The 25,544-nt window shown below is 69.1% G+C and carries 23 protein-coding genes; 16 read left to right on the plus strand and 7 right to left on the minus strand.

Features of this window, described 5'->3' with window-relative positions; genetic code table 11:
• The first annotated feature begins 50 nt into the window (after positions 1-50).
• Entirely contained in the window at positions 51-1,019 is a 969-nt protein-coding gene (gene gshB, locus BLU09_RS19930) for a glutathione synthase (protein WP_090491137.1), read from the plus strand.
• 217 nt (positions 1,020-1,236) lie between these two features.
• Entirely contained in the window at positions 1,237-3,126 is a 1,890-nt protein-coding gene (locus BLU09_RS19935; protein ID WP_090491138.1) for an extracellular catalytic domain type 1 short-chain-length polyhydroxyalkanoate depolymerase, read from the plus strand.
• On the opposite strand, the gene BLU09_RS19940 is transcribed toward BLU09_RS19935, so the two are convergent.
• A complete protein-coding gene (locus BLU09_RS19940; protein WP_244171875.1) occupies positions 3,114-4,364 on the minus strand; it encodes a type II toxin-antitoxin system HipA family toxin in 1,251 nt (416 codons plus the stop codon). The genes BLU09_RS19935 and BLU09_RS19940 overlap by 13 nt on opposite strands.
• On the minus strand, positions 4,351-4,692 hold the full coding sequence (locus BLU09_RS19945) for a helix-turn-helix domain-containing protein (RefSeq protein WP_090491139.1): 342 nt from the start codon (positions 4,690-4,692) through the stop codon (positions 4,351-4,353). Before BLU09_RS19945 ends, BLU09_RS19940 begins: the two co-directional genes overlap by 14 nt.
• A gap of 150 nt (positions 4,693-4,842) precedes the next feature.
• Between BLU09_RS19945 and BLU09_RS19950 the strand changes: the two genes are divergently transcribed.
• Positions 4,843-5,622, plus strand: coding sequence for a tRNA1(Val) (adenine(37)-N6)-methyltransferase (locus BLU09_RS19950; protein WP_090491140.1), 780 nt, complete (start codon positions 4,843-4,845; stop codon positions 5,620-5,622).
• 8 nt (positions 5,623-5,630) lie between these two features.
• Here BLU09_RS19950 and BLU09_RS19955 read toward each other — a convergent pair whose 3' ends face one another.
• Complete coding sequence (locus tag BLU09_RS19955) at positions 5,631-6,551, minus strand: hypothetical protein (protein ID WP_244171876.1); 921 nt, start codon at positions 6,549-6,551, stop codon at positions 5,631-5,633.
• A gap of 213 nt (positions 6,552-6,764) precedes the next feature.
• Between BLU09_RS19955 and BLU09_RS19960 the strand changes: the two genes are divergently transcribed.
• From BLU09_RS19960 to BLU09_RS19975, 4 genes are all read left to right on the plus strand, one after another.
• Positions 6,765-7,271, plus strand: a complete 507-nt coding sequence (locus BLU09_RS19960) for a DoxX family protein (protein ID WP_167371119.1) — start codon at positions 6,765-6,767, stop codon at positions 7,269-7,271.
• Between the two features lie 132 nt (positions 7,272-7,403).
• Entirely contained in the window at positions 7,404-9,020 is a 1,617-nt protein-coding gene (locus BLU09_RS19965) for a CapA family protein (protein ID WP_090491143.1), read from the plus strand.
• Positions 9,021-9,238: 218 nt separating this feature from the next.
• Positions 9,239-10,474 carry an MFS transporter gene (locus tag BLU09_RS19970; protein WP_090491144.1) on the plus strand — a complete coding sequence of 412 codons (1,236 nt, stop codon included), beginning with the start codon at positions 9,239-9,241 and terminating at the stop codon, positions 10,472-10,474.
• A 299-nt stretch (positions 10,475-10,773) separates the two neighbouring features.
• The gene (locus BLU09_RS19975) at positions 10,774-11,082 is read left to right on the plus strand and encodes a hypothetical protein (RefSeq protein WP_090491145.1); all 309 of its coding nucleotides are present in this window, start codon (positions 10,774-10,776) and stop codon (positions 11,080-11,082) included.
• 105 nt (positions 11,083-11,187) lie between these two features.
• Here BLU09_RS19975 and BLU09_RS19980 read toward each other — a convergent pair whose 3' ends face one another.
• The gene (locus tag BLU09_RS19980) at positions 11,188-12,705 is read right to left on the minus strand and encodes a M16 family metallopeptidase (RefSeq protein ID WP_090491146.1); all 1,518 of its coding nucleotides are present in this window, start codon (positions 12,703-12,705) and stop codon (positions 11,188-11,190) included.
• A complete protein-coding gene (locus BLU09_RS19985; RefSeq protein ID WP_090491147.1) occupies positions 12,705-14,117 on the minus strand; it encodes a M16 family metallopeptidase in 1,413 nt (470 codons plus the stop codon). Before BLU09_RS19985 ends, BLU09_RS19980 begins: the two co-directional genes overlap by 1 nt.
• Before the next feature lie 146 nt (positions 14,118-14,263).
• On the opposite strand from BLU09_RS19985, the gene BLU09_RS19990 reads away from it, so the two are divergent.
• From BLU09_RS19990 to BLU09_RS20005, 4 genes are all read left to right on the plus strand, one after another.
• Positions 14,264-15,127 (plus strand): hypothetical protein, encoded by an 864-nt coding sequence (locus BLU09_RS19990; protein ID WP_090491148.1) that lies wholly within the window; start codon positions 14,264-14,266, stop codon positions 15,125-15,127.
• A gap of 142 nt (positions 15,128-15,269) precedes the next feature.
• Positions 15,270-15,752, plus strand: a complete 483-nt coding sequence (locus BLU09_RS19995; RefSeq protein ID WP_186817693.1) for a DUF2267 domain-containing protein — start codon at positions 15,270-15,272, stop codon at positions 15,750-15,752.
• Between the two features lie 23 nt (positions 15,753-15,775).
• A complete protein-coding gene (locus BLU09_RS20000) occupies positions 15,776-16,210 on the plus strand; it encodes a CBS domain-containing protein (RefSeq protein WP_244171877.1) in 435 nt (144 codons plus the stop codon).
• A 54-nt stretch (positions 16,211-16,264) separates the two neighbouring features.
• The gene (locus tag BLU09_RS20005) at positions 16,265-18,025 is read left to right on the plus strand and encodes an MXAN_5453 family MXYO-CTERM-anchored protein (RefSeq protein ID WP_090491150.1); all 1,761 of its coding nucleotides are present in this window, start codon (positions 16,265-16,267) and stop codon (positions 18,023-18,025) included.
• A 52-nt stretch (positions 18,026-18,077) separates the two neighbouring features.
• Here BLU09_RS20005 and BLU09_RS20010 read toward each other — a convergent pair whose 3' ends face one another.
• Together BLU09_RS20010 and dnaA are read right to left on the minus strand one after the other, a co-directional pair.
• Positions 18,078-19,952: a HEAT repeat domain-containing protein gene (locus BLU09_RS20010; RefSeq protein ID WP_244171878.1), complete on the minus strand. Its 1,875-nt coding sequence runs from the start codon at positions 19,950-19,952 to the stop codon at positions 18,078-18,080.
• 106 nt (positions 19,953-20,058) lie between these two features.
• Entirely contained in the window at positions 20,059-21,411 is a 1,353-nt protein-coding gene (gene dnaA, locus BLU09_RS20015; protein ID WP_090491152.1) for a chromosomal replication initiator protein DnaA, read from the minus strand.
• 651 nt (positions 21,412-22,062) lie between these two features.
• On the opposite strand from dnaA, the gene rpmH reads away from it, so the two are divergent.
• From rpmH to BLU09_RS20040, 5 genes are read left to right on the plus strand one after another with little or no spacing between them, the layout of a single operon-like run.
• A complete protein-coding gene (gene rpmH, locus BLU09_RS20020; protein ID WP_002637840.1) occupies positions 22,063-22,215 on the plus strand; it encodes a 50S ribosomal protein L34 in 153 nt (50 codons plus the stop codon).
• A 12-nt stretch (positions 22,216-22,227) separates the two neighbouring features.
• The gene (rnpA, locus tag BLU09_RS20025; RefSeq protein WP_090491153.1) at positions 22,228-22,650 is read left to right on the plus strand and encodes a ribonuclease P protein component; all 423 of its coding nucleotides are present in this window, start codon (positions 22,228-22,230) and stop codon (positions 22,648-22,650) included.
• On the plus strand, positions 22,647-22,865 hold the full coding sequence (gene yidD, locus BLU09_RS20030; RefSeq protein WP_011557412.1) for a membrane protein insertion efficiency factor YidD: 219 nt from the start codon (positions 22,647-22,649) through the stop codon (positions 22,863-22,865). Before rnpA ends, yidD begins: the two co-directional genes overlap by 4 nt.
• Before the next feature lie 49 nt (positions 22,866-22,914).
• Positions 22,915-24,726 carry a membrane protein insertase YidC gene (gene yidC, locus BLU09_RS20035; protein ID WP_090491154.1) on the plus strand — a complete coding sequence of 604 codons (1,812 nt, stop codon included), beginning with the start codon at positions 22,915-22,917 and terminating at the stop codon, positions 24,724-24,726.
• A complete protein-coding gene (locus BLU09_RS20040; RefSeq protein ID WP_090491155.1) occupies positions 24,723-25,502 on the plus strand; it encodes a KH domain-containing protein in 780 nt (259 codons plus the stop codon). Before yidC ends, BLU09_RS20040 begins: the two co-directional genes overlap by 4 nt.
• Positions 25,503-25,544 lie beyond the last annotated feature (42 nt).

Genomic DNA, 25,544 nt, shown 5'->3' on the forward strand with positions numbered 1-25,544 from the left:
CCGGGGCACTTGGTTATCTTCGCGCCCCTCTCCCTCTGATTCCGGACTGTATGGCCCCTCTGACCATTGGCTTCCTGATGGACCCGCTCGAGACAGTGCGGGTGGACCACGACTCCACGTTCGCGTTGATGCTCGAAGCGCAGAAGCGCGGCCACCAGGTGCGCTACTTCGAACAGGGCTGGCTGCGCTTCAACGGCACCTGCGCGGAGGCGCGCATGCGCCACGTCACCGTGCGCCGCGAGCTGGGACGGCACTTCGACATCCTCGACGAGGCCCCTCGCCCGGTGTCCTCGCTGGACGTGCTCTTCATGCGCAAGGACCCGCCGGTGGACGCGGAGTTCCTGCACGCCACCCAGCTGGTGGAGCTGTGCGGCACGGGCCGGCCCCCTGTCTTCATCAACGAGCCGGCGGGCATCCGCGACGCGAACGAGAAGCTCTTCTCCCTGCGCTACCCGGACCTGATGCCGGACACGCGCGTCACCAGCGAGCTGCCGGTGCTGCTGGACTTCATCGCGCGCAACGCGGCGGGCACCATCCTCAAGCCAGTAGATGGCTTCGCGGGCAAGGGCATCCTCTTCCTGTCCGCCACGGACCGGAACGCGCGCTCCGCGGTGGACATGCTCACCCGGGGCGGCCGCGAGGCCGTCATGGCGCAGGCGTACATCCCGGAGAGCCGCCAGGGCGACAAGCGCATCCTCCTGGTGGACGGTGAGCCGGTGGGCGGCGTGCTGCGCGTCCCGTCCGACGACGACCACCGCGGCAACATGGCGGCGGGCGGTGTGCCTCGCAAGGCCGTGCTCACCCCGCGGGATCTGGAGATTTGCGAGCGCCTGAAGCCGGAGCTGGTGAAGCGCGGGCTGCGGCTGGTGGGCATCGACGTGCTGGGCTCCTACCTCACCGAGGTCAACGTGACGAGCCCCACCGGCCTGGTGGAGGCGAACCACCTGGACGACGTGTGCGTGGAGGCCAAGGTGCTGGACGTGGCGGAGCGGCTCGTCGCCGAGCGCGCCGCGCGCTGAGCCCCGCTGGAGGACACCGGGCGGCCCGGTGCCCGGTGTCTTCCCCGAGCTGAGGGCTGACTCATGTTTCAGCACACCACACGACGCGATGCGTGAATTGAATCCTGGTTCATGTTTCAGCGCGATGCGACGCGACGCGCCTTGAATCAGTGACTCCCGGAAGAGTCAGGTTTCGCCCCGCGGCCGCCCTTTCCCTCGTGGCCGCCAGGGAGACACCATGCTCAAGCAGCGTCGCAGCCGTTCCTGGCCGTGGTCGTGTTCCGCCGGGGTGCCTCTTGCCGCGTGGCTGTTCGCGGGCCTCGCGGGCTGTGGCGCTCCGGCAGGGGAAGCGCCGGAGGCCGAGGTGACGGAGCAGCAGCAGCCCCTGCTGACGCAGGTGACGAGCTTCGGTAGCAACCCCGGCAACCTGCAGATGTTCCGCCACGTGCCGTCCGGCATGCCGGCCAACGCGCCGCTGGTGGTGGTGATGCACGGATGTACGCAGGGGGCCGCGGGGATGGAGGGCGCTGGCTGGTCCGCGGCGGCGGACGTCTACAAGTTCTACGTCGTCTATCCGCAGCAGCAGGGTGGCAACAACATGACCCGTTGCTTCAACTGGTTCGAGCCCGGAGACTTCTCACGAGACCGGGGCGAGGCGCTGTCCATCAAGCAGATGGTGGACACGATGAAGGCCACGTACTCCATCGACCCGTCGCGGGTGTTCGTGGCGGGGTTCTCGGCGGGGGGATACATGACGCCCGCGCTGCTGGCCGCCTACCCGGATGTCTTCTCCGCCGGGGCCATCCACTCCGGCGGTCCGTACCGGTGCGCGGAGTCGATGAATGCGGGCTTCAGTTGCATGAGCCCGGGTGTGAATCGCACGCCCGCCGCGTGGGGAGACGTGGTCCGCGGCGCGTACCCGGGCTACGCGGGCCCGCGTCCGCGCGTCACCATCTGGCACGGAACCAGTGATTACACGGTGAACGTGATGAACCTCACCGAGGCGATGGAGCAGTGGACGAACGTGCACGGCATCGACCAGACGCCGGATACGGTGGAGACGGTGTCCGGCTTCCCGCACAAGGTGTACCGGGACGGCGCGGGCAACGCGCTGGTGGAGACGTGGGAGCTCACCGGCATGGGGCACGCGGTGGCCATGGACGCGCAGTTCCCGTTCCCAGGTGGAACGGGCAGCGCGGTCTGTGGCTCGGTGGGGGCGTACCTGAGCGATGTGAATCTCTGCTCCGTCTACCATCAGGTGAAGTTCTTCGGGATGACGGGAGGCGGAGGCGAGCCCACGGGGGACACCACGCCGCCCACGGTCAACGTGACGGCGCCGGCGAAGGGGGCCACGGTGAGTGGCACGGTGAATGTCACCGCGGATGCGGCGGACGCGGTGGGCGTCACCCGGGTGGAGTTCCTGGTGAATGGCGAGGTGGTGTCCACGGACACGCAGGCGCCGTATGCCTTCGCTTGGAACAGCACGGCCGTGTCCAACGGGCAGTACACGCTGGGGGCCCGTGCATTTGACGCCGCGGGCAATCAGGCCACGGACGACGACACGGGGGTGACGGTGAGCAACTCAGGCTCCCCGGCGCCGGTGACGGTGCAGTTCGCCAGCATCGCGGCGGATGACGGCTACCTGAAGGCGGACGCGGATGGCAGCGGGGCGGCGCTGGGATTCATGACGAACCTGGCGCTCGGCCGGGGGACGGATGGGAAGTACAACCGGTCGTTCCTCTCCTTCGACACGTCGAGCCTTCCGGACGGGGCCACCGTCACGCGGGCGTTCCTGACGGTGATCTACTCGTCGGGCTCGGGAGACCCGTGGTCGACGCCCGCGGGGAACACGCTGGTCATCGACGCGAAGACGGGGACGTTCAACGCGGCGAACACGGAGGTGACGGACTGGGCGGCGGCGGCCACGGCGAGCAGCGTCGCGGGCATCGACCGGTTCAGCGCGGGAGCGAAGAGCTCCGGGGACTTCAGCGCGGATGGACTCTCCGCCATCAGCAAGACAGGGAAGACGCAGCTGCGGCTGCGCTTCACCCAGGCGCAGACGGCCACGCAGTACCTGTTCATCCGGGATGGGGCGAACGCGGTGCTGACGGTCGTCTATGCGCCGTAGTGCGTGTATTCGAAGCCCTCGGAGTCGAACGCCCGTGAGACAGCCATCAGGTCTGCGTCAGTCCCCCCGCATTCCTTGATGGCGCCCCGCCAGCGGGCGGACACGATGGCTTTCATCGTGTCGATGAGATGATGGGCGGCCTCTTTCGATAGCCGGAAGCGACCGCACTCACTCATGAGGTTTTGCCGGGTGGCCCGGCGATGCTGCGTGCTGCCGGCTTCCATGGCCAGGTGGCGCTCCAGGCTGACCTGCGGCAATGGGGTCAGGTCATAGGCAGGAGAGAGGCTCCACGTGGGCCCCGGCGCGATGAGCGCGTGGTTCCTTGGATGGTCGTCGATGTTCGAGATGAGGGCGTTGAACACCATCCGTGAGAACAACTCGCGGAGGTCCTCGTCCGGATTGCCGACCCACCTCTTCAGTTCATCCGCCAGCAGGATGTAGGACCACTTCGAACGGTCCTGCGGATTCTCGTCGGCACGCAGGACGGTCAGCGCGCTGACCATCCGGTGCCGGAGGTAACCGCCGTCGACGCGCTCCCGGTCGAACCGCCGGACCAGCAACACGTCCTGTCCCGCGACATGGGTACGTTTGCTCACGGCGGCCCTCAGGCCGCACTCGCTGGCGAGCTTCAGCATGCCCCCTTCGACCGCCGCGTTGTTCCAGCGGTCACCTCGGGCTGGGAACTTGGCGACCCAGAGCCCCTCTTCATCCTCGACGACGTTCTTCGGCCGGGCTCCGCCCAGGGAACTGCCGGGGTTCACCAGGTCACTGACCTGGTGACCGGACAACGGCAGCTCTTGTTCGACGCGCCTCGCCTCCTCGAGCAGGAGGTCCAGCCGGAGGACCTTGTTGAACTGGTGGACGGGAGCGGGCGGCGTGGGACTGGTGCCGAATGACAGGGCTCCCGCACGGTCCTCGGGAGAGTTGAGGAGGAAGTCGATTTCACTCAGGTCCACGCGCCCCAACTGGCGCTCGATGACCCGGCGACCCCAGGCATCGGGAGAGGAGTCACGCAGGGCGCCGAAGATGCCGCCGAGTCTGGCCGTCTCGAAGGTGCCAGGGCGGAGGGGGAGCTCGAACTTCTCCAGTTCGACCGCGCGAGGGTTGGCCAGATAGCTCCGGCCATAGACGAAGCGCCCCACGCCGTCCTGTTGCAGGAAGCGTCCACAGATGACGACGTCCATGGAACCCGGGAGCTGGAGGTACACGTAGCAGCTTTGGTCTTCAGAAGTCCGCATCCAGGCCTTTCTTGAGGCGCACCCGTTGCGGTTGCCGTGCCAGCTCCAGCGTCTTGCCCTCCTCATCGCGTTCCGGAGCGGCGAGGTTGTCGAACTCCTGCTCGAGCCCCAGCGCCCAGAGGACCGTGAAGTAGGCACTGAGTCCCGTTGTGAGACTGCCCTCCTCGATTCGCTTGAGCGTGCCCGGGGCGAGCCCCGTCTTCTTCGCGAGATCCACCTGTCGCAACCCGCGTCGGATCCGAGCCCGCGCGATGTTCTGGCCCAGGCGTGCCACCGCACGGACCACCGCGAGCGGCGCCGTATCGATCGTCAGATTCTGTCGAGGCATTCTTCAATCTATTGAAGCCTGTGGGTGTTTAGAGTCAATAGATTGAAGAATCGAGCTATCTGTCCGCCGCTTGCCTGGCAGGCCTCGGTGTCGTGCACCCTGGACAGGTCTCTTCTTGTCTGGGAGACGACTGACCCGCACGGAAAGCCCATGCCTGAACCCACCTTGCCCGAGCCCGGCCCGGACGAAACGCTCGACTCCATTGGCACGGCGGGGGTGCGGGTGCTCCAGCGGCGGACGGGCTACCGCTTCACGCTGGACGCGGTGCTGCTGGCCCACTTCGCGGCCACCGAACGTGTCGGCGAGTCCGGGCGGATGTTGGAGCTGGGCGCGGGCAGCGGCGTGGTGTCCTTCCTGCTGGTGAAGCAGTTCGGACTGGGGCCCGTGGATGCCCTGGAGCTCCAGCCCGCCGTGCATGCCCGGCTGATGCGCGCCGTGGTGCTCAACGGGTGCGAAGCGCGGGTCACCCCGCTGCTCGGGGACCTGCGACGGATCCGCGAACTCGTCTCCGGCGGCCAGTACGCCCACGTCGTGTCCAACCCGCCCTTCCGTCTGGCCGACGCGGGGGTCCGCAGCCCGGATGACGAACGGGCCGTGTCCAAGTCAGAGGTGGCGTGTGACGCGCCATCCGTCGTCGCCGCAGCACGGTATGCGTTGATGCCCGGCGGCGGCGTGAGCCTCGTGTACCCGGCGGCGCGCGTGGCCGAGGTGTTGGGCCTGCTGACCCAGGCGAAGCTCCACCCCACCGTGCTGCGCTTCGTCCACGCGCGGGTGGGAGCCCCGGCCACGCGCTTCCTGGTGCATGCCCTGCGAGACAGGGACCGGGGCCTCGCCGTGCGCCCACCCCTCATCGTCCATGGGGAAGGGCCTGGGGGCTACGCCTCGGAGGTGGCGGCGTTGATGGATCCGCCCCTCTCCGAAAAGCCCTGAGCAGCCCCTTACGGCGTGCCCGTGAGCGGCTTCGTGTTCGTCACCTGGAGGCCGTGCTCCTCGGACGCGGTGACGAACAGCTCGTGGCCCGCGGGCACCGCCAGCGTCGAGCGCCGCAGCTTCCCGCCCACCGTGAAGTCCACCTCCAGCGCATGTTCCCCGGGCGGCACGTCGCGGAGGCTCAGGTTCGTGGCATTGCTCGTGCCCCGGCGCTGCCCGTCCATCATCACGGTGCACGGCTTCGTGCAGCGCACGTGGACCCGGGAGGTCGTCGCCGCGCGCGCCTCGGGCGGCTTCGCCGCCTCCAGGTCCTTCTGGTCCGTGAGCGTCACGCGGCCCTTGGAGTCCCCCTGGATGGTGACTTCGGAGCCACCCGGCACCTCCACGTAGCCCACGAACTGCCGCCGGTTGAAGACGCCACCGCTGCCTTCCACGCGCCGCTGGCCGGGCGCCACGTCGCGGAACTCCCAGGTCCGGTTGTCCCGGCGGAGACCTCGCTTCCCATCGAGCAGCACCGTGCAGTCGTCCTGGCACTTCACGGTGGCCACGCTCGGCGCCTTCGACGTGGAGGCCGGCGTGGGAGGTTTCGGCTCGGCCCAGTCCGGTGTGCCGGGCATGGTGGAGCTGCCGGGCTCGATGATGATGCGCTTGTTGCTGGCCAGGAAGACGTCCGCCGTCGCCACGTCGGGGATGACCACGAAGCTGCCGGCGAGCGGACGGCTCAACACGCCCGTGGCGTCGATGCGCAGGGAGCCCGGCGTGATGCCCTTGAACTCCCAGGTGGTGTCATTCACCCGGACCCCGTTCTTTCCATCCAGCACCACCGTGCACTTCTCCGTGCAGCGGACCCGGACGGCGACGCCGTCGACCGCGAGCGCTGGAGCAGACACCAACAACGACAGGGACAGGAGCGGCCAACGGAGGGACATGACAGGGTGACTGCCTCGTGCCAGGGGGTATTCACGCGGGGCCACCCGAGGGATGCGGGTCCACTCCCGCCTCATGAGGCAGGCCCCTTGGGGCCGGCAGTATGCCTACCGGGCAAGGGAGGCGGAATCACCGCGGCGTGCCATGCGCCCATGCCGGACCCAACCTACCCAGGTTTCCGTCAACGGCCCCGGCCCATCCAAGGAGTGGCAGGTATGAACGTGGCGACCCTGACCGAGCAACCGAGCATCCTGAAGGCAGCGGCCCTGCTGCCCCCGCGCCTGTCGCTCGGGTCGACGATGGTGGTGCATGGCGTGTCCAAGCTCCGCGCCGAGGGCACCGCGCAACACGCGAGCCTCTTCGAGCAGCTGGGCTTCAAGCCGGGCAAGCCCTGGGTCATCGCCACGGGGGTGGTGGAGCTGCTCTCGGGCGTGAGCTCCATCCTGGGCATCGCCACGCGCCCCGCCGCGCTGGCCGTCCTCGTCACGCAGGCCATCGCCGTGGCCAAGGTCCATGGCTCCAAGGGCTTCGACAACACGAAGGGCGGCTTCGAGTTCAACCTGGCGCTGGGAGCCATCGCGCTCGGCTTGCTGCTGCGAGGCCCGGGACCGCTCTCCGTCCACAGCGCCATCGAGCGCCGGGTGAAGCGCAAGGAGCTGCGGCGGCTGCGGTTCCTGCCGCGCCAGCGCCGTCGTTCGGTGCTGCTCGACGTGCTGGGTTGAACCCGGGCCGCGCCGCGACACACATCCCATCACCCTGACCGATGAGGTGTGTGTCGCCTGTCTGGCTGCTGGCCAGGGCGAGGTCATCTCCCCTGTCACAGAATCCTGGTAGGGCCTCTAGAATGGCGGGACATGCCCTCGTCCGTCTTCCTCTTGATGGCGCTCGCCACCACGCCGGGTGCTGCTTCGGCGCGTGAGTCCGCCCCCGCCCAGCACGTCTCTTCCTCGCAAGGCCCCAGCGCCGATTCGAGCTCGACCCAGGGCCCAGCTTCCCAGGGCACCGCGCCCGCGCCAGAGACTGTCATCACGGACCTCAACGCCTACCCTCGCGCCGGTGACTCCGGCGCGGTGCTGGACCTGGGACGTGCCGCCGCGGAGGCCGGCGCCGCCGCCCTGCGCGCCGCGGCCCTGGCCATGGGCAAGAGCGCCACCCCGCGTGGCCCGCTGGCGGACCCGGACACGAGCTACGCCCGAGGCATGGAGGCCCTCCAGGCGAAGGACGCACCCACGGCCATCACCCAGCTGTCCGCCTGCGTGGAGGCCGCGCCCTCGCGCGTGGATTGCCGCTGGGAGCTGGGCTGGGCGCACTCGCTGGAGAACCAGTGGGCGGAGGCCTACACGCAGTGGTCCGAGGTACAGAAGCTCCAGCCGGACCACCCGGACCTCAAGGGCGCGCTGGCCCAGGCCCGTGGGCAGGCCATGCTCCAGGCGAAGCTGTCGCAGGGGCCTCAGCTCATCAACCGCCCTCCCCCGCCGGCCAACGCGAAGGTGCGCATCCGCGCGGTGGGTGACGTCATGCTGGGCACCACCGTGCCCGAAGGCCACCTGCCTCCCGATGGCGCCGGCAGCGTGATTGCCGGCGTGCGCCCGTTGCTGGAGGACGCGGACCTCACCTTCATCAACCTGGAGGGGCCGCTGTGCGACACGGGCGAGACGAAGAAGTGCCGCTCGTCGAAAAACTGCTACGCGTTCCGCTCGCCCACCGAATACGGCCAGTACCTGAAGGAGGCCGGGGTGGACCTGGCGTCCACGGCCAACAACCACTCGGGTGACTTCGGCGAGGAGTGCCGCCGCGCGACGGAGTCCACGCTCGACGCGCTGGGCATCGCGTGGAGCGGCGCGCCGGGCACGGTGGCCACGGTGGAGCGCAACGGCCTGCTCATCGGCATGGTGGCGTTCCACACGTCGCCGTCGTGCAACCACCTCAACAACCTGACCACGGCGACGGGGCTGGTGCGCGTGGCCGCGGCCGAGCACGACATCGTCATCGTGTCGTTCCACGGCGGCGCGGAGGGCAGCAAGGCGCTGCATGTGCCCAAGGGCCGGGAGAAGTTCCACGGCGAGGACCGGGGTGATTTGCGGGCCTTCTCGCGCGCGGTGGTGGACGCGGGCGCGCACCTGGTCATCGGCCATGGCCCGCACGTGGTGCGCGGCATGGAGTTCTACAAGGGCCGGCTCATCGCCTACTCGCTGGGCAACTTCGCCACCTACGGCCGGTTCAACCTGCGCGGTCCGCAGGGCCTGGGCATGGTGCTGGAGGTCGAGCTGAACCGCGACGGCGACTTCACGGCGGGCCGCATCCTCCCCACGAAGCAGGTGGACAGGGGCATCGCCGTGCCGGACCCGAAGGGCGCCGTCATCAAGGCGGTCCGCGACCTCACCGCGGCTGACTTCCCGGAGACGGGCGCGCGCATCTCCGACGACGGCACCGTGCAGGTCCGCGGCAAGGGCCCTGTCTCCATGCGCTGACACGGCGTCTCGTATGCACGGCGGCGTGTGGGCACCTCGCGGACCTCGAGCCCGGGAAGTCCCGTCATGTCCGCCGTGTTCATGACGCCGCTGTCCCCTCGCCTCCCCGGGCTGAAGCGCGGCTGCTGGATGTGTCCCAGCTTCCGTCATAGCGGCTCAAAGCAACTGCCGGCCCCTACAGGCATGTCGCACGGCTCCGGGATACAAAGGTCCCTGCCGTGCGCACCCTTCGACTGCCACGTCTCTCCTCGCTTCGCGCCTTCGACCACCCCGGCTACTTCGCGGTCTGGGTGGGAGCCCTGGTCTCCACCATCGGCACCTGGATGGAGACGGTGGCCATGGGCGTGTACGTCACCGAGGCCACGGGCCGCGCCGAGTGGACGGGTGGCATCGTCGCCCTCACCTTCCTCCCCGCGGTGGTGCTGTCGCCGGTGGGCGGCGCGCTCGCGGACCGGTTCGACCGTCGCGCCTACGTCGCGCTGGGCACGGTGGTGCAGTTGGTGCTCGCGGGCGTGTTGACGCTGCTGGCCTTCACGCACCGGCTCAGCGTCCCCGTCGTGGCCGTCATCTCCTTCGTCCACGGCTGCGCCAGCACGCTCATCAATCCCGCCTTTGCGGCGATGCTCGCGGAGCTCGTGCCGCCCCGGGACTTGCACAGCGCCATGAGCCTCAACTCGGCGCAGTTCAACCTGGGGCGCATCATCGGTCCGGCGCTGGCCGCGCTGGTGCTGAGCATGGGTGGGACGTCGTGGGCGCTGCTCATCAACACGCTGTCCTTCGTCGCGGTGTTGGTGGCGCTGTCGCAGGTGAAGACGCTGACGCGGACGGCCTCGAAGGCCACGCAGGGCCTGTGGCGGCAGATTGCCCACGGCTTCTCCGTGGCGCGGGGCGATTCGGAAATCTCGCTGATGCTGTGGGGCACGCTGCTGGTCGCGGCCCTGGTGGCGCCCTTCATCGGCCTGGTGCCGGTGTTCGCCATCCGCGTCTTTGGCCAGGGCGCGGCGGCCACGTCGCTGCTCGTCACCTGCCAGGGCGCGGGCGCGGTGACGGCCGCGTTGCTGGTGGGCACGCTGGTGGACAAGCTGGGCCAGCGCAAGCTGCTGGGCCTCGTGGCGACGTCCATTGGCGGCGTGTCCACGCTGTACTGGCTGTCGCCCACGCTGCAGGTGGCCGCCGCCGTCATCTTCGTGCTCGGCGCCAACTACATGATGCTGATGAGCGGGATGCACGCGTACTGCCAGTCGCGCGTGCCCCGTGAGCTGCAGGCGCGCATAAGCAGCCTGTACAGCATGGTGCTCGGCGGCGCGTACGCGACGGGCGTGTGGGGCCTGGGCGCGATGGCCGACCGGATGGGCGTGCGCTTCGTCACCGTGAGCGCCAGTGTGCTGTTCCTCGCGCTGGTGCTGACGCTGCGGCTGCTGCGCCCGCGGCGCTTCGACGGGGCTGGCGCGTAGACGCGTCTTCCGGACCCGCGTCGAACGGCCTGCGCCCGCGACTCCTCCGCGCTACAGGCGACTCTCCACCCCGAGGCGCCGGAGAAGTTCCACGCGGCGTTGCTCGGCTTCCTCGGGAAGTGACGCGGCGGTGGGTGGCCCACCTGTGGGCAACTTGGGGATGCCTCCGGGCGTCCCCATCTTCCTCGTGAGCCGGACGGCCGGGCGTGCCCCCGGCCCTCCGCGGGGACCTTGGTGCGCCGCGAGCGCGCTCCGACATTCAGCTTCGGAGCGGTACCCACTTCGACGAGGAGCGCACCATGCCGAACAGGAAGTACGACCCGTACACGGGAGGCAAGGAGGCGGCCACCAAGCCCCCCTATGCGCCGGACCGCGTGGAGCGGGGACTGGAAGCCGACGACACCCTGCCACTGTACTCCGCGGACTCCATCCGCGACACCCGCGAGCAGAAGTTCGCCCTGGACAGTGACTCCGAGGTGGGCGGTTACGTCCCCGACATCCGCAGCCCCATCGACGAGGCGGATGAGCTGGAGCGCGAGCGCCGGGGCCGCGAGCGAGCCGAGGAGCGGCAGGTCTCCGACGAGGAAGACGAGGCGCGCAACCGCTGAGCCGCAGGGGAGGCCCGGACCTTCGGACCTCGTACCCCGTGAAACACCGGGCCGTGGCCCGCGAGCAAGGTCTCGCCACCACGGCCCGGGAGGACTGCCTGCGTGCTACTTCGCCGCGCGCGGCACCGGTGCTTCATCCGGCTCGATGGGCACCAGCTTGCCCAGGCCGAGCGGCGTCACCTGCTCCTGGATGGTCGCCGGGTCACCCACGAGGACAATCTGCATCATGGCCGGGTCCAGGTACTGCTCGGCCATGCGCTGCACCTCCGCGGCGCTGGCGTCGCGCAGGCCCTCCACGGTGCGGTTGAACTCGTCCAGCGGGCGGCGGGTGATGAAGAGCGCCGCGGCGCTGGCGCCCAGGCCCTCCACGGACTCGAAGGCGCCCGGGAAGGCGCGGATGAGGCCCTCGCGCGCGGCCTCCAGCTCCTCGGCGGTGATGGGCCGGTTCTTCAGGCCCGTCAGCTCGTTCATCACTTCGCTCAAGGCCGGGCCCGTCACGTCCTGGCGCACGGAGCTGTACGCGGTGAGCGGCCCCACGCCCAGGCGAGGAGAGAGGCTGGCGCCCGCGCCGTAGCTGTAGCCCTTGTTCTCGCGCAGGTTCATGTTGAGGCGGCTGCCGAAGAAGCCACCGAACACGGTGGTGGCCAGCTCCAGCGGGTACTCGTCCGGGTTCCCCGCGGCGATGCCAGCGCGGCCCACCAGCAGCAGCGTCTGGTCCAGGCCCGGCTTGGGCACCACGTACACCTGCTGACGCGGCGGGGCCTTCGTGGCCGGCGGCGGAGGCGGCGGCGTGGCCTTGTTCTTCGACCAGCTGAAGTGCTTCTTCGCCAGGGCCACGCCTTCTTCCAGGCTGATGTCACCGGTGAGGATGACCGCCTGGGCCTTGGGGCCGGTGTGCTTCCGGTAGAAGCCCATCACGTCCGCCAGGGTGAGCCCCTGCACGGACGCGGGCGTGCCGTCGGGGAGGTGCCCGTAGGGGTGCTGCAACCCGAACACGGCCTCCAGGTACGCCAGTTGCGCCAGCACACCAGGCTGCCCCATCGCGCGCGCCAGGTCCGCGAGCTGCTGCTTCTTGCGGCGCTCGAAGGCATCGAGGTTGAAAGCAGGTCGCAGCACCACGTCCGACAGCAGGGCCATGGCCGCGTCCAGGTTGCGCGTCAGCACGCGCACGCCCACCTGTGCGCCGTCCGCCTGCACGTCCATGGCGGGAGTCACACCCAGGTCCGCGAAGGCGTTGTCCAGCGTCACCGTGTCCCGCTTGCCCGCGCCTTCCAGCAGCATGCGGTACGTCAGCTCGGCGAGCCCTTCCTTGCCCTTGGGGTCCTGCGCGCTGCCCGCGGCGAAGGCCACGCCCGCGAACACGAGCGGCAGCTCCCGCCGCGTGCTCACGATCACGGTGATGCCGTTGTCCAGCTTCGCGCTCTGGAAGGTGGGCAGCACCAGGTCCGGCGCCTTGCCGGGCTGGGGCGGCGTGGCGCGGAAGGACTCGGCGTCAGCCGTGGCTTCGGCCGGGGCCGCCTTCTCTCCCAGCGCGGGTGAGTCCGGATTGGCCGGCGCGGGCTTCGGGTTGCTGGCGCAGGCGGCCAGCGTGGTGACGAGCAGGGCGGAGAAGAGGCGGCGCATCAGTGGCGCTCCTTCGAGTCGAGGGGCGCCTGCCGGCGTGCGGGCGGCACCGCGTGGAGGATGACGCGCGCGCCGGGGCGCAGCGTGTCCTGGGCGAACTGCTTCACGGCTTCGGGCGTCACCGACTCATAGCGAGCCAGGTCCTGGGCCACGTAGTTGGGCTCGCCGACGAAGTGGTTGTAGCTCTGGAGGACGTCCGCCTTGCCGCCGAAGCCGCCGACGGACTGGAGGCCGGCCAGCGTGCGCGTGTCGTAGCGCGTGCGGGCGCGGGCAATCTCCTCCGGGGTGATGCCCTGCTGGCGGACCTCGTCCAGCACCGCGTCCACCTCATGGAGCAGCGTGTCCGTGGACACGCCGGGCCGCGCCACCACGTCCACCGAGAAGACGGACTGCGCGCCCTGGCTCTGCTGGGTGGCGCTGACGCTCTGGGCCAGCTCCTTGTCCAGCACCAGCCGGCGGTAGAGGCGGCTGGCCTTGCCGGTGGACAGCGCGGTGGCCAGCACGTCCGCGGTGGCGTCCCCTTCTTCCAGGTACGCGGGCGTGAGCCACTGGATGGACAAGAGCGGCAGCCGGGCCACGCGCTCCTCCTCGCGCAGCACCACGGGCGCGGTGAGGTTCACCGGCGCGACCTCCGGCCGCTGCGGCCGGGCGTGGCTGGGCAGCGTGCCGAAGTACTTCTCCACCAGCGCCTTCGTCTTCGCCACGTCGAAGTCACCGACGATGGCCAGCGTGGCGTTGGACGGCGCGTACCACTTGCGGAAGAAGTCCTTCACGTCGTCCACGTTGGCCGCGTTCAGGTCCTTCATCGAGCCGATGACGTCCCCGTGGTACGGGTGCGGCAGCGGGAAGAGCGCGTGCCACGCCTTCTCACGGGCGGCGCCGTACGGCGCGGTTTCAATGGATTCGCGCCGCTCGTTCTTCACCACCTCGCGCTGCGTCTCCAGCTTCTCCGGCGTGATGGCGTCGAGCAGGAAGCCCATGCGGTCGCTCTCCAGCCACAGCGCCGTCTCCAGGTGGTTGCTGGGGACGGTCTCGAAGTAGTTGGTGCGGTCGAAGCTGGTGGTGCCGTTGAGGTCGGTGGCGCCCAACTGCTCCAGCCGGGCGATGTGGACGTCGTCGGCCACGTTGCGCGAGCCCTGGAACATCATGTGCTCGAACAGGTGCGCGAAGCCGGTGCGGCCGGGTTGCTCGTGATACGCGCCGACGTGGTACCAGATGTTGACGGCCACCACCGGCAGCTTCCGGTCCACGGAGAGGATGACCTCCAGGCCGTTGGGCAGCGCGTATTTCTCATACGAGATGGCGAGCGCCTCGCGGCCGGGCTCCAGCGGCTTCGCCTCCTGGGGTGTCGGTGTCTGGGCAAGCGCCGGCAGCCCACTGAACACGAGGGCTGCGGCGACGAGGGCCTTCATTCGGAACAAGGTGCCTCCGGGTCTCGATGCCAATGACTCACGTGACGCGCTTAGCATGCACGTCCGCTACCGTGGGTAGGGAATGGTGGCCGGAAAGGACCGCGCCCCGGGATGTTGGTTCCTGGTCAGCATGAGAGACTGAAATCATGTCCGCCGAAGTCCCATCCGGTGCCCTGCCCCGCTGCGCCCTCCATCCGGATGCGCTCGCGGGCGCCACCTGTCAGCGCTGTGGCAGCTTCGTCTGCACCGAGTGCACGACATGGGTGATGGGCCGCATGTACTGCCCTGCCTGCGCGGTGCGTCCGGAGGTGAACTACCTGGAGGCCTTCCGGCTCAAGCTCTGGGGACGGCGGGATGCGAGCGCCTGGCTGGTGGTCGGCGTCACGGAGCTGCTCCTCTTTCTGGCGCTGGGGGCGCTGATGGCGGGGACATTCGGCCTCGCGCTGGCGTTTCTGGCCAGCGCGGGCGTGGGCCTGGCGTTCTTCCTGGGCATGCGCTGGGCCCGCCTGGGCCTGCTGGCCGTCCCGCTGCTGGCCATGCTGCTCACCGCGCTGTCGACGGGCGCGCCCGCGCTGATGTTCTTCGTTCCGCTGATGGTCGCGGTGAACATCTTCCGCGACACGCGCAGCCGTCTCTTCTTCCGCCTGGAGGTCCCCGAGCGAGAGCTGCGCCGGCTGTGGGACCTGCGGGTCAACAACCCCCTTGCACGGCATGCGCTGTCCCTGGGCGTGGGCTCGCTGCTCCTGCTCGTGCTCACGCCGTTGCTGTCCCTCCTCGGCGAGGGGTTCGTGTTGAGCTTCCTCTTCATGGCCATGACCATGGCCATGGCCATGCTGGCCCTCGTCCTGGGCGCGGTGGCGCTGCGGCGGGTGGACCCGGAGGCACGGCCGCCCATCGGAAGGCGCTGGGAGGCGCTGGGCGCCATGGGCCTGGCGCTGGCCTCGCTGACGTTCGGGTTCATGCTGCATGGGCAGCGGCTGGTGGAGCTGCTCGGCGTCGCGGTGGACTGACGACGGCGAGACGGTGCCGCCGGTGCATGGCTCGCTTCCCGCCCTGGCGTCCCGGCGCGCGGGGGGCGGCCGGTGCCTGGGGGACGTGGGGTGCCCACGCTCACGGAAGAGACCCAAGCCCGACACCGGGGAGGCCACCGTCATGGCGAACATACGTGAGGAGCAGGGAGAGGCAGCGGAGGGCCGGAGCGCTACGCCCAGCCTCAAGGAGCAGCGCAGCGAGTCACATGCGGCGCAGACCTATACGGCCTTCTTGAAGGACCTCGAAGCGAACGCGGGCGTCGTTCGTGACCTGGCGGAGAAGGCCGCGCAGTCCGTGCTGTGCCTGCTGGAGCAACGCCTCATGGACACCGAGGCGAAGCACCTGGAGGCCCAGCTTCCGCGGAAGGTGAAGGACATGCTGAAGCGGTGTCCTCGGCACGAGGGCAAGGTCGCTCGGAAGTACAAACTGGAGCAGTTCCTCGCCATGGTGGCCGAGGAGCTCGACACCACGCCCAACGAGGCCGAACGCCTGGCCCGGGCCGTGTTCGTCACGGTGCGCAATCACATCAGCGAGGGCGAGGCCGACGACGTCATGGGCCAGCTCCCCGCGGACCTGCGCTCGCTGTGGGTGCCCGAGGCCTGAACCGAGGAAAGGAATCGTGTGTGATGCAGAAGATTCAAGACGTGATGACGAAGGACCTCACGGTCATCAACGCGAAGGATTCATTGAAGGACGCCGCGTTGAAGATGCGCGAGCTGAGCGTGGGCCCGCTGCCCGTGTGTGACGGTGACCGGTTGATGGGCATCATCACCGACCGCGACATCGTGGTGCGGGCGGTGTCCCAGGGAAAGGACCCCAACAGCACGACGGTGGCGGAGGCGATGACGGGGCAGCTCGAATACGCCTTCGATGACGAGGACATCTCCGTGGTGGCGGAGAAGATGAAGGAGAAGAAGGTCCGCCGCATCCTCGTGCTCGACCGGGACAAGAAGCTGGTGGGGATTGTCGCGATGAGCGACTTGCTGGAGGCGCTGGCGGAGGAGGACGTCGGAGAGACCCTGGGGAGCATCTCCGAGGCCCCTCCCCCCGCTGCGCACTGAACGTCGGAATCCAGTGATAGCCTGCCTTCCTCTTAAACATGGGAGGCGGCATCCATGTCGGTCGCGGGACGGAAGCGGAGTGCGCGGGCCAGTCAGGTCCGTGGAAGGACGCTGGCGCTGAGCGTGCTCACGCTGGCCACGCCAGCCTGGGCGGAGGTGCCCGACTACACGCTGGAGCTCCAGGCGCGGACCAACCTGCTGGGGAACGCGTCTGGCGCCTACAACGTGGCGCCGGGCAACCTGCTGGCGGGGAGTCTCCAGATCCCGCTGACCGACGATGGCCAGATTGCCTTCCGGTTGGCCATCACCCCCGAGGGACGACAGGCGGTGTGGTGGGGCAAGGACGGCGCGGGGCAGCGCATCTATGTGCTCCCTGACCTGGGCGAAGACGCACGCATCAGCGATCCGGGACTCAGATCCCAGAGCAATCTGATCTCCCATGGCAATCTGGCCTTCGCCGTCACCGGGGCTGCTTCGGCGAGCCAGAACGGCATCTACCGGTTGAATGTCGCCAGTCCGGACGACGTGCGCATCGAGCGCGCACCGATTGGCGCTTCGAACTGGAGCAGCTTGCAACTCAACGAAGCCGATGTGATTGGTTTTCGTGCGTCGTATGGCGGTGGAGGGCAGTCCTATTTCCTTCTGGGCTCGGGCTGGGCGAGCACCCTGGTCAGCGACAACATCGCCGACAGTTCGAGCCCCTATTCGTTCCTGTACTCACCGAGGCTGAACGACCAAGCTCAGATTGCCGGTGTGGTGGACCGCGCGTCTGGGTCCGCGGAGTTCTTCCAGGAGCTGCGCATCTTCAACGTGACCATCGAGTCGCAGCTCGTGGCGCAGACGCGCGGGCTCGACGCGAACTCACCGGTGTACCGCTTCGCGTCCGTGCAGCCGGCGCTCAACAACCAGGGGCAGGTGGCGTTCCTGGGGACGGCTCGGGACGCGTCCGGACGGAACGTCACGACGTTGTGGTTCTGGGATGGAACGGAGCTGCGGGTGATTGCCCAGGATGGCCTGGGGGAGATCCGGCAGTTGGAGTTCTTCCCGCCGGACATCAACGACAGCGGGCTCGTGGTCTTCCGGGCCTTCGACGCCGCGAACCTGCGCGCGGTGTGGGTCAGTGACGGTCAGGCGCTGAAGCGGGTCGTGAGCGAGCACGACATCGTGACGTCGGACCTGGGCCCGGCGCGCATCGACCAGGAGACGCCGTCCAATCCGGTGTTCGCGGGCTCACCCAGCATCAACGAGCGGGGCGATGTCGCGTTGGCCGCGGGTCTGGCTCCGCCAGACAACGACCAGGAGGAGTGGGGCACGGCCGTGTTCATCGCACGGGCTTCGTTCCCGCAGACGGATGGTGGCGTGGACGGCGGCCCGGGTGAGGACCCGGACGCGGGCCCAGGCACGGATCCGGACGGTGGAACCGATGGAGGTCCGGGTGAGGACCCCGACGCGGGGCCTGGAACGGATCCAGACGCGGGCCCGGGTGAGGACCCCGACGCGGGGCCTGGAACGGATCCAGACGCAGGCCCGGGTGAGGACCCCGACGCGGGTCCTGGAACGGATCCAGACGCGGGCCCGGGTGGAGCTCCGGACGCTGGCACCGGCGCGGATCCGGATGCGGGCCCTGGAGCGGATGCCGGTCCGGGCCAGGAGCCCGAGCCCGACGGTGGCCCGTCGCAGGATGCGGGGTCGCTGCCTCCGCCTCCTCCGGACGGTGGCTGCGGATGCCAGTCCTCGTCTCCCTCCGCGCTGCTCCCGTGGATGCTCGCGGGGCTGATGCGGGTCGTCATGGGCCGTCGCCGCAAGGACGCGTAGCGCATCGAAGTGGAATGGATGCCGGGCGAGCTCATCCGCCCGGCACCCCGTCCTACTCACCGAGCAGCGACGTCGCCAGCGCCCGCACGTTCGAGGACCCATCGTTCGTGGCCACATCGCGAAGCAGGGCCGCAGCGGGAGCTTCCACGGCTTGCAACTGGCCCAGCAGCCGCACCACTTCGATGCGGACGCGCTCACTTCGCTCGGCGCGCAGCACCCGGGCCAGCGCTTCCATGTGGACGCTGACGACCCGCTGAGAGACAGCCTTCACCGCGAGCGCACGAACCCGCGGGCTCGGGTCGTCGAGCATCACCTGGTCCAGCAGGGCATCCACCGCCGCGCCAGGGATGGCACTCAGTGCCTCCGTCGCCGCACCCCGCACAGCCGCCTCCGGATGCACCAGCGCCGACTTCACGTAGGCCAATCCCACCGGAGCCCCAGCCCGGGCCAGGGCATCCAGACAGACCTCGGGCTCCAAGGTACCCGTGCGGCAGCGCCTCATGAGTCCCTCCACCAGCGCCTGGCTCCGGCCCGGCTCCGCCACCTCCAACGCCTTCGACAGCGTCCCCATCGACAGCGCCGCCGCGTTCCTCACCCCCGCGTCCCGCGTCCCATCCACCACGCGCTCCAGCGCATCACCGAGCAGCGGCGAAGGCCGTTCCATCCGTCCCACGGCCCGTGCCGCGTGGGCCCGGGTCTTCGGCCGGACCCGTTCCCCCTCCAGCATGGACATCAGCGCCCGCTGCGCCTCGGGCGTCCCCGCGCTGGCCAGCGCCTCCAGCATCTGCTCGGAGCGCACCGCGTTCACGGAGCCCTGACGAATCAGCGCCACGGCCCGGTCCACTTCCGCCAGATTCTGTCGGAACAAGGCCGCCAGTCGCAGCCGCGCCGTGTCCAGGTCCTCGCGCTTCGCCAGCGACCGCAGCAATTCATCCAGCTTCGCCCCCTTCACGAGCTGCCTGTCCCACGCCTCCAGCGAAGCCCCCTCCATGCCTGTCGAATCCGTGAGCCGCTCCGACCGCAACGTCGCCCGCACGGCGTCAAACGGCCTCAGTGACGAAAGCAGGTAGTCCACGCCCACGTGGATCAACGCGACCCGCGTCTCCTCTCGGATGCGTGGGAGCCCCGTGCCGGCTCCGCCCAGCTCCACCACCTCCGAGCCCGTGGCCTCCTTCACGTGCCCATCCGCGAACAGGGTGAAGTCCAGGTGCCCTTGCAGCCGTGGGAGCACCGCCGAGCCCGCGCGCAGGTAGCGCCGCTTCGTCTTCACGTAGGTGTTCGCGCTGCCACCCGCGCGGTACACGGCTTCGAGGTCACCGCGCGAGTCCGGCTCCTCGGTGCTCCAGCGGGGGCCGTCCTCCGCCACGAACTGCGTCGACGCGAGCAGCAGGCGCACGAGCCGCCGCGCCGCCGCGTCCTGCGCCGCATCGAAGTGCACGGCCATCACCCGGCCCCGCACGTCCTGGCCCACGTACACCGGCCGCTCGAACATGCCCCGGAGCGCCTGCAGCGCTGCGTCACCGGGCGCCAGCGTCTCACCGGGTGCCACGGCCACTCGCGTGGGCACGAGGTGGCCGGAGAACAGGTGCTGTTCTCCCTCCGCGCCCAGGTAGGTGAGCTCGAACAGGCCGCTCCATCCGGTGTGCAGGGACTCCCGCGCGCCAGCCGAAAGCTCCGTGTGGGTCCGGAGGTCCAGGTCGAACGTGTAACGAAGCCGGTGGCCCACGACGAGCACCCGCTCCCGCCCCTTCACGCCCGGAAGGATTTCTTCGGGCTCCGGTGTGGGGGCCTCATCATTCGAGGACTGTGAGACAGCCGGCGGTGTCTCAGGAGAAGCCGGCGTCTGTGTCTCCTGGCCCGCACGCCACAGCGCGGCTGCCGTGAGCACGGCGAGCAGCAGGACCAGGCTCTTCAGGCGCGGGCTCACGCCCCCGCATACGCGCCCGAGCGTCAATCCTGGTTGCGCGTCAGCCGGACACGGCCCGTTTCACGCGGGCGCGTGTCGTCCGGCATGAAACAAAGGTACGGCTGTTTCAGGGATTGCCGAGCTTCAATTCCAGCTCCGCCAACTCACGCTGCACGGTGGCATCCGTCACGCGGAGGCCCTCCACCTTGCGCACCGCGGAGATGACGGTGGAGTGGTCCTTGCTGAAGCGCGCGGCGATTTCCGGGAAGGAGCTCTTCGTCAGCTTGCGGCTGAGGTACATGGCCACCTGGCGCGCATGGGCCAGGGCCTTGTGCCGGCGGTCTTCCTTCAGCGACTCCACCGTGACCTTGTAGAAGCGGGCCACCTCGCGCTGGATGGCCTCCACGTCCACCGCGCTGTGGGCGGGGAGGATGTCGCGCAGCACCTGGGACGCGAAGTCCTCCGTCACCGGCTGGCGCGTCAGGCTGTGCACCGCGGACAGCTTCACCAGCGCGCCTTCCAGCTCGCGCACGTTCTTCTGGATGTGCTTGGCGATGAAGTGCGCCACCGAGTCCGGCAGGTCCAGACCTTCGGCCACGGCCTTCTTCTGGAGGATGGCCACCCGCGTCTCGTAGGTGGGCTCGCGGATGTCCGTCATCAGCCCCATGGCGAAGCGGCTGCGCAGCCGGTCCTCCAGGCCCGGAATCTCCGCGGGCACGGTGTCGCTGGTGAGGACGATGGCCTTGTTCATCTCGTAGAGCGTGTTGAAGGTGTAGAAGAACTCCTTCTGCGTCTCCTCACGCTTGCCGAGGAACTGGATGTCGTCGAGGAGGAGCACGTCGCACTCCTCCCGGAACTTCCGGCGGAAGTCCCCCATGCGGTGCTCGCGGACGCTCTCCACGTACTCGTTGGTGAACTGCTCGCTGGAGAGGAACACCACGCGCTGGGACGGATCCCGCTCCCAGATGAGGTTGCCCACGGCCTGGAGCAGGTGCGTCTTGCCCAGGCCCGTGCCGCCGTAGATGTAGAGCGGGTTGTAGTGGTGGCCCGGCTTGTCGGCCACGGCCTGCGCCGCGGCGGCCGGGAGCTGGTTGCTGTCCGCCACCACGAAGGTGTCGAAGGTGAAGCGCGCGTTCAGCCGGCCCGGGCGCGTGGCGCTCGCCTTGACTGACGGTATGGGTGGGAAATGCGGGTCCGGCTCCAGACCCTCCACCACTTCATAGGCGATGGAGGTCAGGCCCTCCCCCATCCGCCCGAGCTGCGCATCCAGCAGGGGACGGTAGTGGTCATCCACCCAGTCGCGGAAGAAGCGGTCGGGAACGCCCATCACCAGGGCGCCATCACGCACCTCCAGCGGGCGCATCCGCTCCAGCCATCTCAGCGCATAGTCGAACTTCTCCTGGCGGATGGCATCCAGCATCCGAGCCCAGAGAATTCCAGCACTTGGGAGGGGGGTAGCGGCTTGGGCGAGGGCGTTCACGCGTGTCTCAAACGTGCAAAAGCAGGGGAACGACGGGCGTTCGGCGGTGCTAACAGACGGTTCCAGGTGGATCAAGCAACCGGCCAAAACCGCCGTGGCCACGAGGGGTTTTCCGGACGGAGCGGATCCACCAGGAGCGTGCCAACCCAGGACGGTTGTGGATCCTCCTGGCCCCCACCCCAAGCACTGGGGGATGGATCAATCCTCTTTGACTGACAGTCCGTCCCGCAAAACGTCCGGCTTTTGCGCGGGGGGCAGGCGAGGTGTGGCCATGGGCAGCAGGCGCCACGCGTTCGACAACCGGGAGGCTCGCGTCAGGGAGCCCACCACCACCAGACCCACCCGCGACATCGTGAGCTCGCTTGGCCGGCCAGGAAAAAGCGCTCGGAAACCAGACGCATTCGCTGTCCGCGATTAAAGTGCCCCCGCCGTGCGTTGGGCGGGGAGCATCCTGCTTCCTGTATCACCCAGACCTTCACTGTCCCACCTGGCTCCGGGCTTTCCGCCGGGCCAATGGGGTTTCCAGAGTGGGCGAAGGTGATCCAACGTTGACTTACCCTGGAAATGGGGGTACGGACCCGCCCCTTTCCCTAGTTCAGGTCGCGCCGGAGCGGTAGGAGGCGCCGCCGTCATCACCAAGGAGTAAGAGCCGTGTCCAAGCGCACGTACCAGCCGTCGAAGGTCCGCCGCAATCGCGCCCACGGGTTCCGCAAGCGGAACGCCACGAAGGGCGGCCGGGATGTCCTCAAGCGCCGTCGTGCGAAGGGTCGCAAGCGGCTCGTCGTGTCCGCTCCCAAGAAGTAAGCGAGTTCGCGTGTGAGGGCCGAGGGTGCGACGCCGGGCCAGTCCCGCCCGGCAGACCAGCGCTTCCCCAAGGCCCTGCGCCTGCTTCAACGGCGCGAGTTCCTCGAGGTCCAGGAAGGCGGGCACAAAGTCCCTTCGGACTGCCTCCTGGCCCTCGTGAAGCGCAATGGCCGACCGTACTCACGTGTTGGCCTGACCGTGTCGAGCAAGGTGGGCAACGCCGTCGTCCGAGCGCGCTTGAGGCGCGTCTTGCGGGAGCTTTTTCGGAAGCGCCGCATGCAATGGCCGTCAGGCCTGGACGTCGTCCTGGTGGCACGCTCCTCCGCGAAGGATGCTTCCTTTCCGGCGTTGTCGCGTGCCTTTGACGGTGTCACCCGTAAGCTGCAGCGACTGCCCCGCGCTGTGGAGACGAAGCCGAAGGAGCCGCCCAGATGAGCCCCCTGGCCTTCGTCATCTCGCTGCCCATCCGCTTCTACCGGAAGTTCCTCGGACCGCTGCTCCCCAAGGTGTGCCGGTTCCATCCCTCCTGCTCCACGTACGCCATGGAGGCGCTGGAGAAGCACGGCGGCCTCAAGGGGTCGTGGCTCACTCTCTGGCGGCTCGTGCGCTGCCAGCCCTTCCACCCCGGCGGTATCGACCCGGTGCCGTGACGAGGGGTTCCACCCATTGCCGCCCTCTCCCTCGTGGAGGGGGGAGTCTATGAACGATCCGCTCTCGCCCCAGTCGAACGATTCGCAGAAGCGACTGCTGGCGGCCCTGGCCCTCTCGTTCGCGGCCACTGCCGTCTACACCTTCTTCTTCGCGCCCACTCCGCCTCCGCCCGGCTCGGAAATCCCCGACGCGGGCGTGGTGGCCACGGCGCCCGCCGATGCCGGCACCCCCCCGGCCGTCCAGCCTCCCGAAGGCGGCACCGGGACGGGCGCCACCGCGGAGGCCCCGCCGCCTCCGGTGCGCAAGGTGGAGCTGCAGCGCGACGAGGCCACCTACGCCTTCTCCTCCGAGGGCGCCGGCCTCACCGCCGCCGTGCTCAAGGGCCCGAAGATGCGGGAGCAGCAGGAGCTCACCGTCACCCAGGGCTTCCAGAAGCTGTTCGGCAAGGAGATTCCCCCCGCGCCGCAGATGGACCTGGCGCGCCCCACCCCGGGCCAGCCGCTGCCGCTGGCCGTGTCCATCACCGGCGCCAACCCGCTGCCCGCGGACCTGAACTACACCCTGGATGAAGGCGCCCCCGGCAACGCGGACGGCGTCACCTTCACCGGCCGCCGCGGCCCGTGGGAGGTCGTGAAGACGGTCAAGTGGCCGATGGACGGCTTCGAGCTGAGCTACACGCTCCAGGTGCGCAACACCTCCGGCCAGCCGCAGAGCGGCGAGCTGCAGGTGCACCACAACCGCGCCATCGACCCCAACTTCGAGCACGCGCCGTCCTTCTTCGGTGGCGTGGGCAACCTGAGCCGCTCCGCCTGCTGGGTGGGTGATGAGCTCCAGAAGATGAGCCCGGGCGACGACCACCCGGACGCTGAGGAGACCCGCGGCCAGATTCAGTTCTTCGGCATCGACCAGCAGTACTTCCTGTCCGCGCTCTACCCGCTGGAGGGGCCGCGCGCTGGCTCGTGCGCCTTCGAGGCCACGCCCACCCTGCGCAAGGTGACGGCGTCCTTCCCGATTACGGCCGCCCCGGGCGAGACGGTGACGCTGCGCTTCGGCGGCTACTTCGGCCCCAAGGATACGGACCTGCTGGCCCAGGTGCCCGGCGCCTCGCTGCGCGCGTCCACCGGCCTGACGGACGCGACGTTCCACCCGCCGCTGGCGGAGACGGTGGACTTCGGCATCTGGGCCGTCATCTGCAAGGTCCTGCTGTGGGTCATGAAGTTCTTCTACGGCGTCACCGGCAACTGGGGCGTGGCCATCATCCTGCTCACGGTGGTGGTGAAGCTCGTCCTGCTGCCCCTCACCTACCGCTCCATGGTCAGCATGGAAGAGGTGAAGAAGCTCCAGCCGCGCATGGAGGAGATCCGCAAGAAGCACGCGGACAACCGCGAGCAGCAGAACCTCGAAATCATGAAGCTGTACCAGGAGGCCAAGGTGAACCCGCTGGGCGGGTGTCTCCCCCTCCTCATCCAGATGCCGGTGTGGATTGCCCTGTTCACCGCGCTGCGCAACAGCTTCGACATCTACGGCGAGCCCTTCATCGGGCCCATCTGGCGTGACCTGACCTACAAGGACCCCACGTACCTGTTGCCGCTGGCGCTGGGCGTGTCCATGGTCATCACCCAGAAGATGCAGCCGCAGATGATGGATGCGACCCAGGCGAAGATCATGACCTGGTTCCTGCCCATCATCTTCACGCTGACGCTGCTCCAGTACCCGGCCGGCCTGTCGCTCTACATCTTCACGAACAACATCCTCTCCATCGCGCAGCAGTACGGCCTGCGGAAGTGGCTGGACCGGAACAAGCCCCAGACGGGCGGTGGGACGCCGGCGGTGGCCGGTGCGGGAGGCAGACGCAAGTGAGCGAGCAGGTTCCCCAGCAGACGCCGTCCACCCCGGCCTCCGGCGATTCGTCCGGAGAGTTCCGGGGCCGTGTGGAGAAGCTCCTCGGGGACATCCTCGGGCTGATGGGCTTCCCGGCGCGGCTGGACATGAAGGACGCCGCCGACGGCAGCCTGTCGGTGGCGCTCCACTTCGAGCCCGCACCGCCTCCCGGCGTGGAGGTGGGACGGCGCAGTCAGGTGGTGGACTCGCTCCAGTTCCTGTTGAACAAGATGCTGCATCGCCCTGGCGCCGACCGGCGCTGGGTGATGCTGGGTGCGGGTGTGCACCCGGAGCCCCGGCCGCGCCGTGAGCCCCAGGCCGCGGCGGCGCAAGCCGCGGCGCCGGCCGCCCCTGCCCCCGCCGCGCCCCGTGCCGCGGCGGCCCAGGCGCCAGCGCCTGCTCCGGCGAAGGGAGGCCAGCGGGGTGCGCAGGCGCCCGCCGCCAAGGCGGCTCCCGCCAGCAAGGGCGAGGGGGATGAGCGCTCGGTGACGGTGGAAGAGGATGCCGCGCTGAAGGCGGCCGTCAGACAGCTCGCGGAGAAGTCGGGCAGCCTGGGCCGCTTCTACGCGATTGCCGCCATGAAGCTTGAAGACCGCGCGCGCGTCCTCACGTCAGTAGAAGGAGTGGGTGGCGTGAAGGTGTCGGCGGAGGGCGAAGGCCGAAACCGCCGCGTGGTGTTCACTCCGGACAAGCCCGCCCCGCTTCCCAAGCGGAGCATGCTGCCGGACGACGACGAGGACGACTTCGACGCGTGAGCCGCTGGGCGCGCCGCGCGCGCCGGGGCTCCCGAAGCGAGA

The sequence above is a fragment of the Myxococcus virescens genome (genome assembly GCF_900101905.1).
In the GTDB taxonomy this organism is placed as follows: domain Bacteria; phylum Myxococcota; class Myxococcia; order Myxococcales; family Myxococcaceae; genus Myxococcus; species Myxococcus virescens.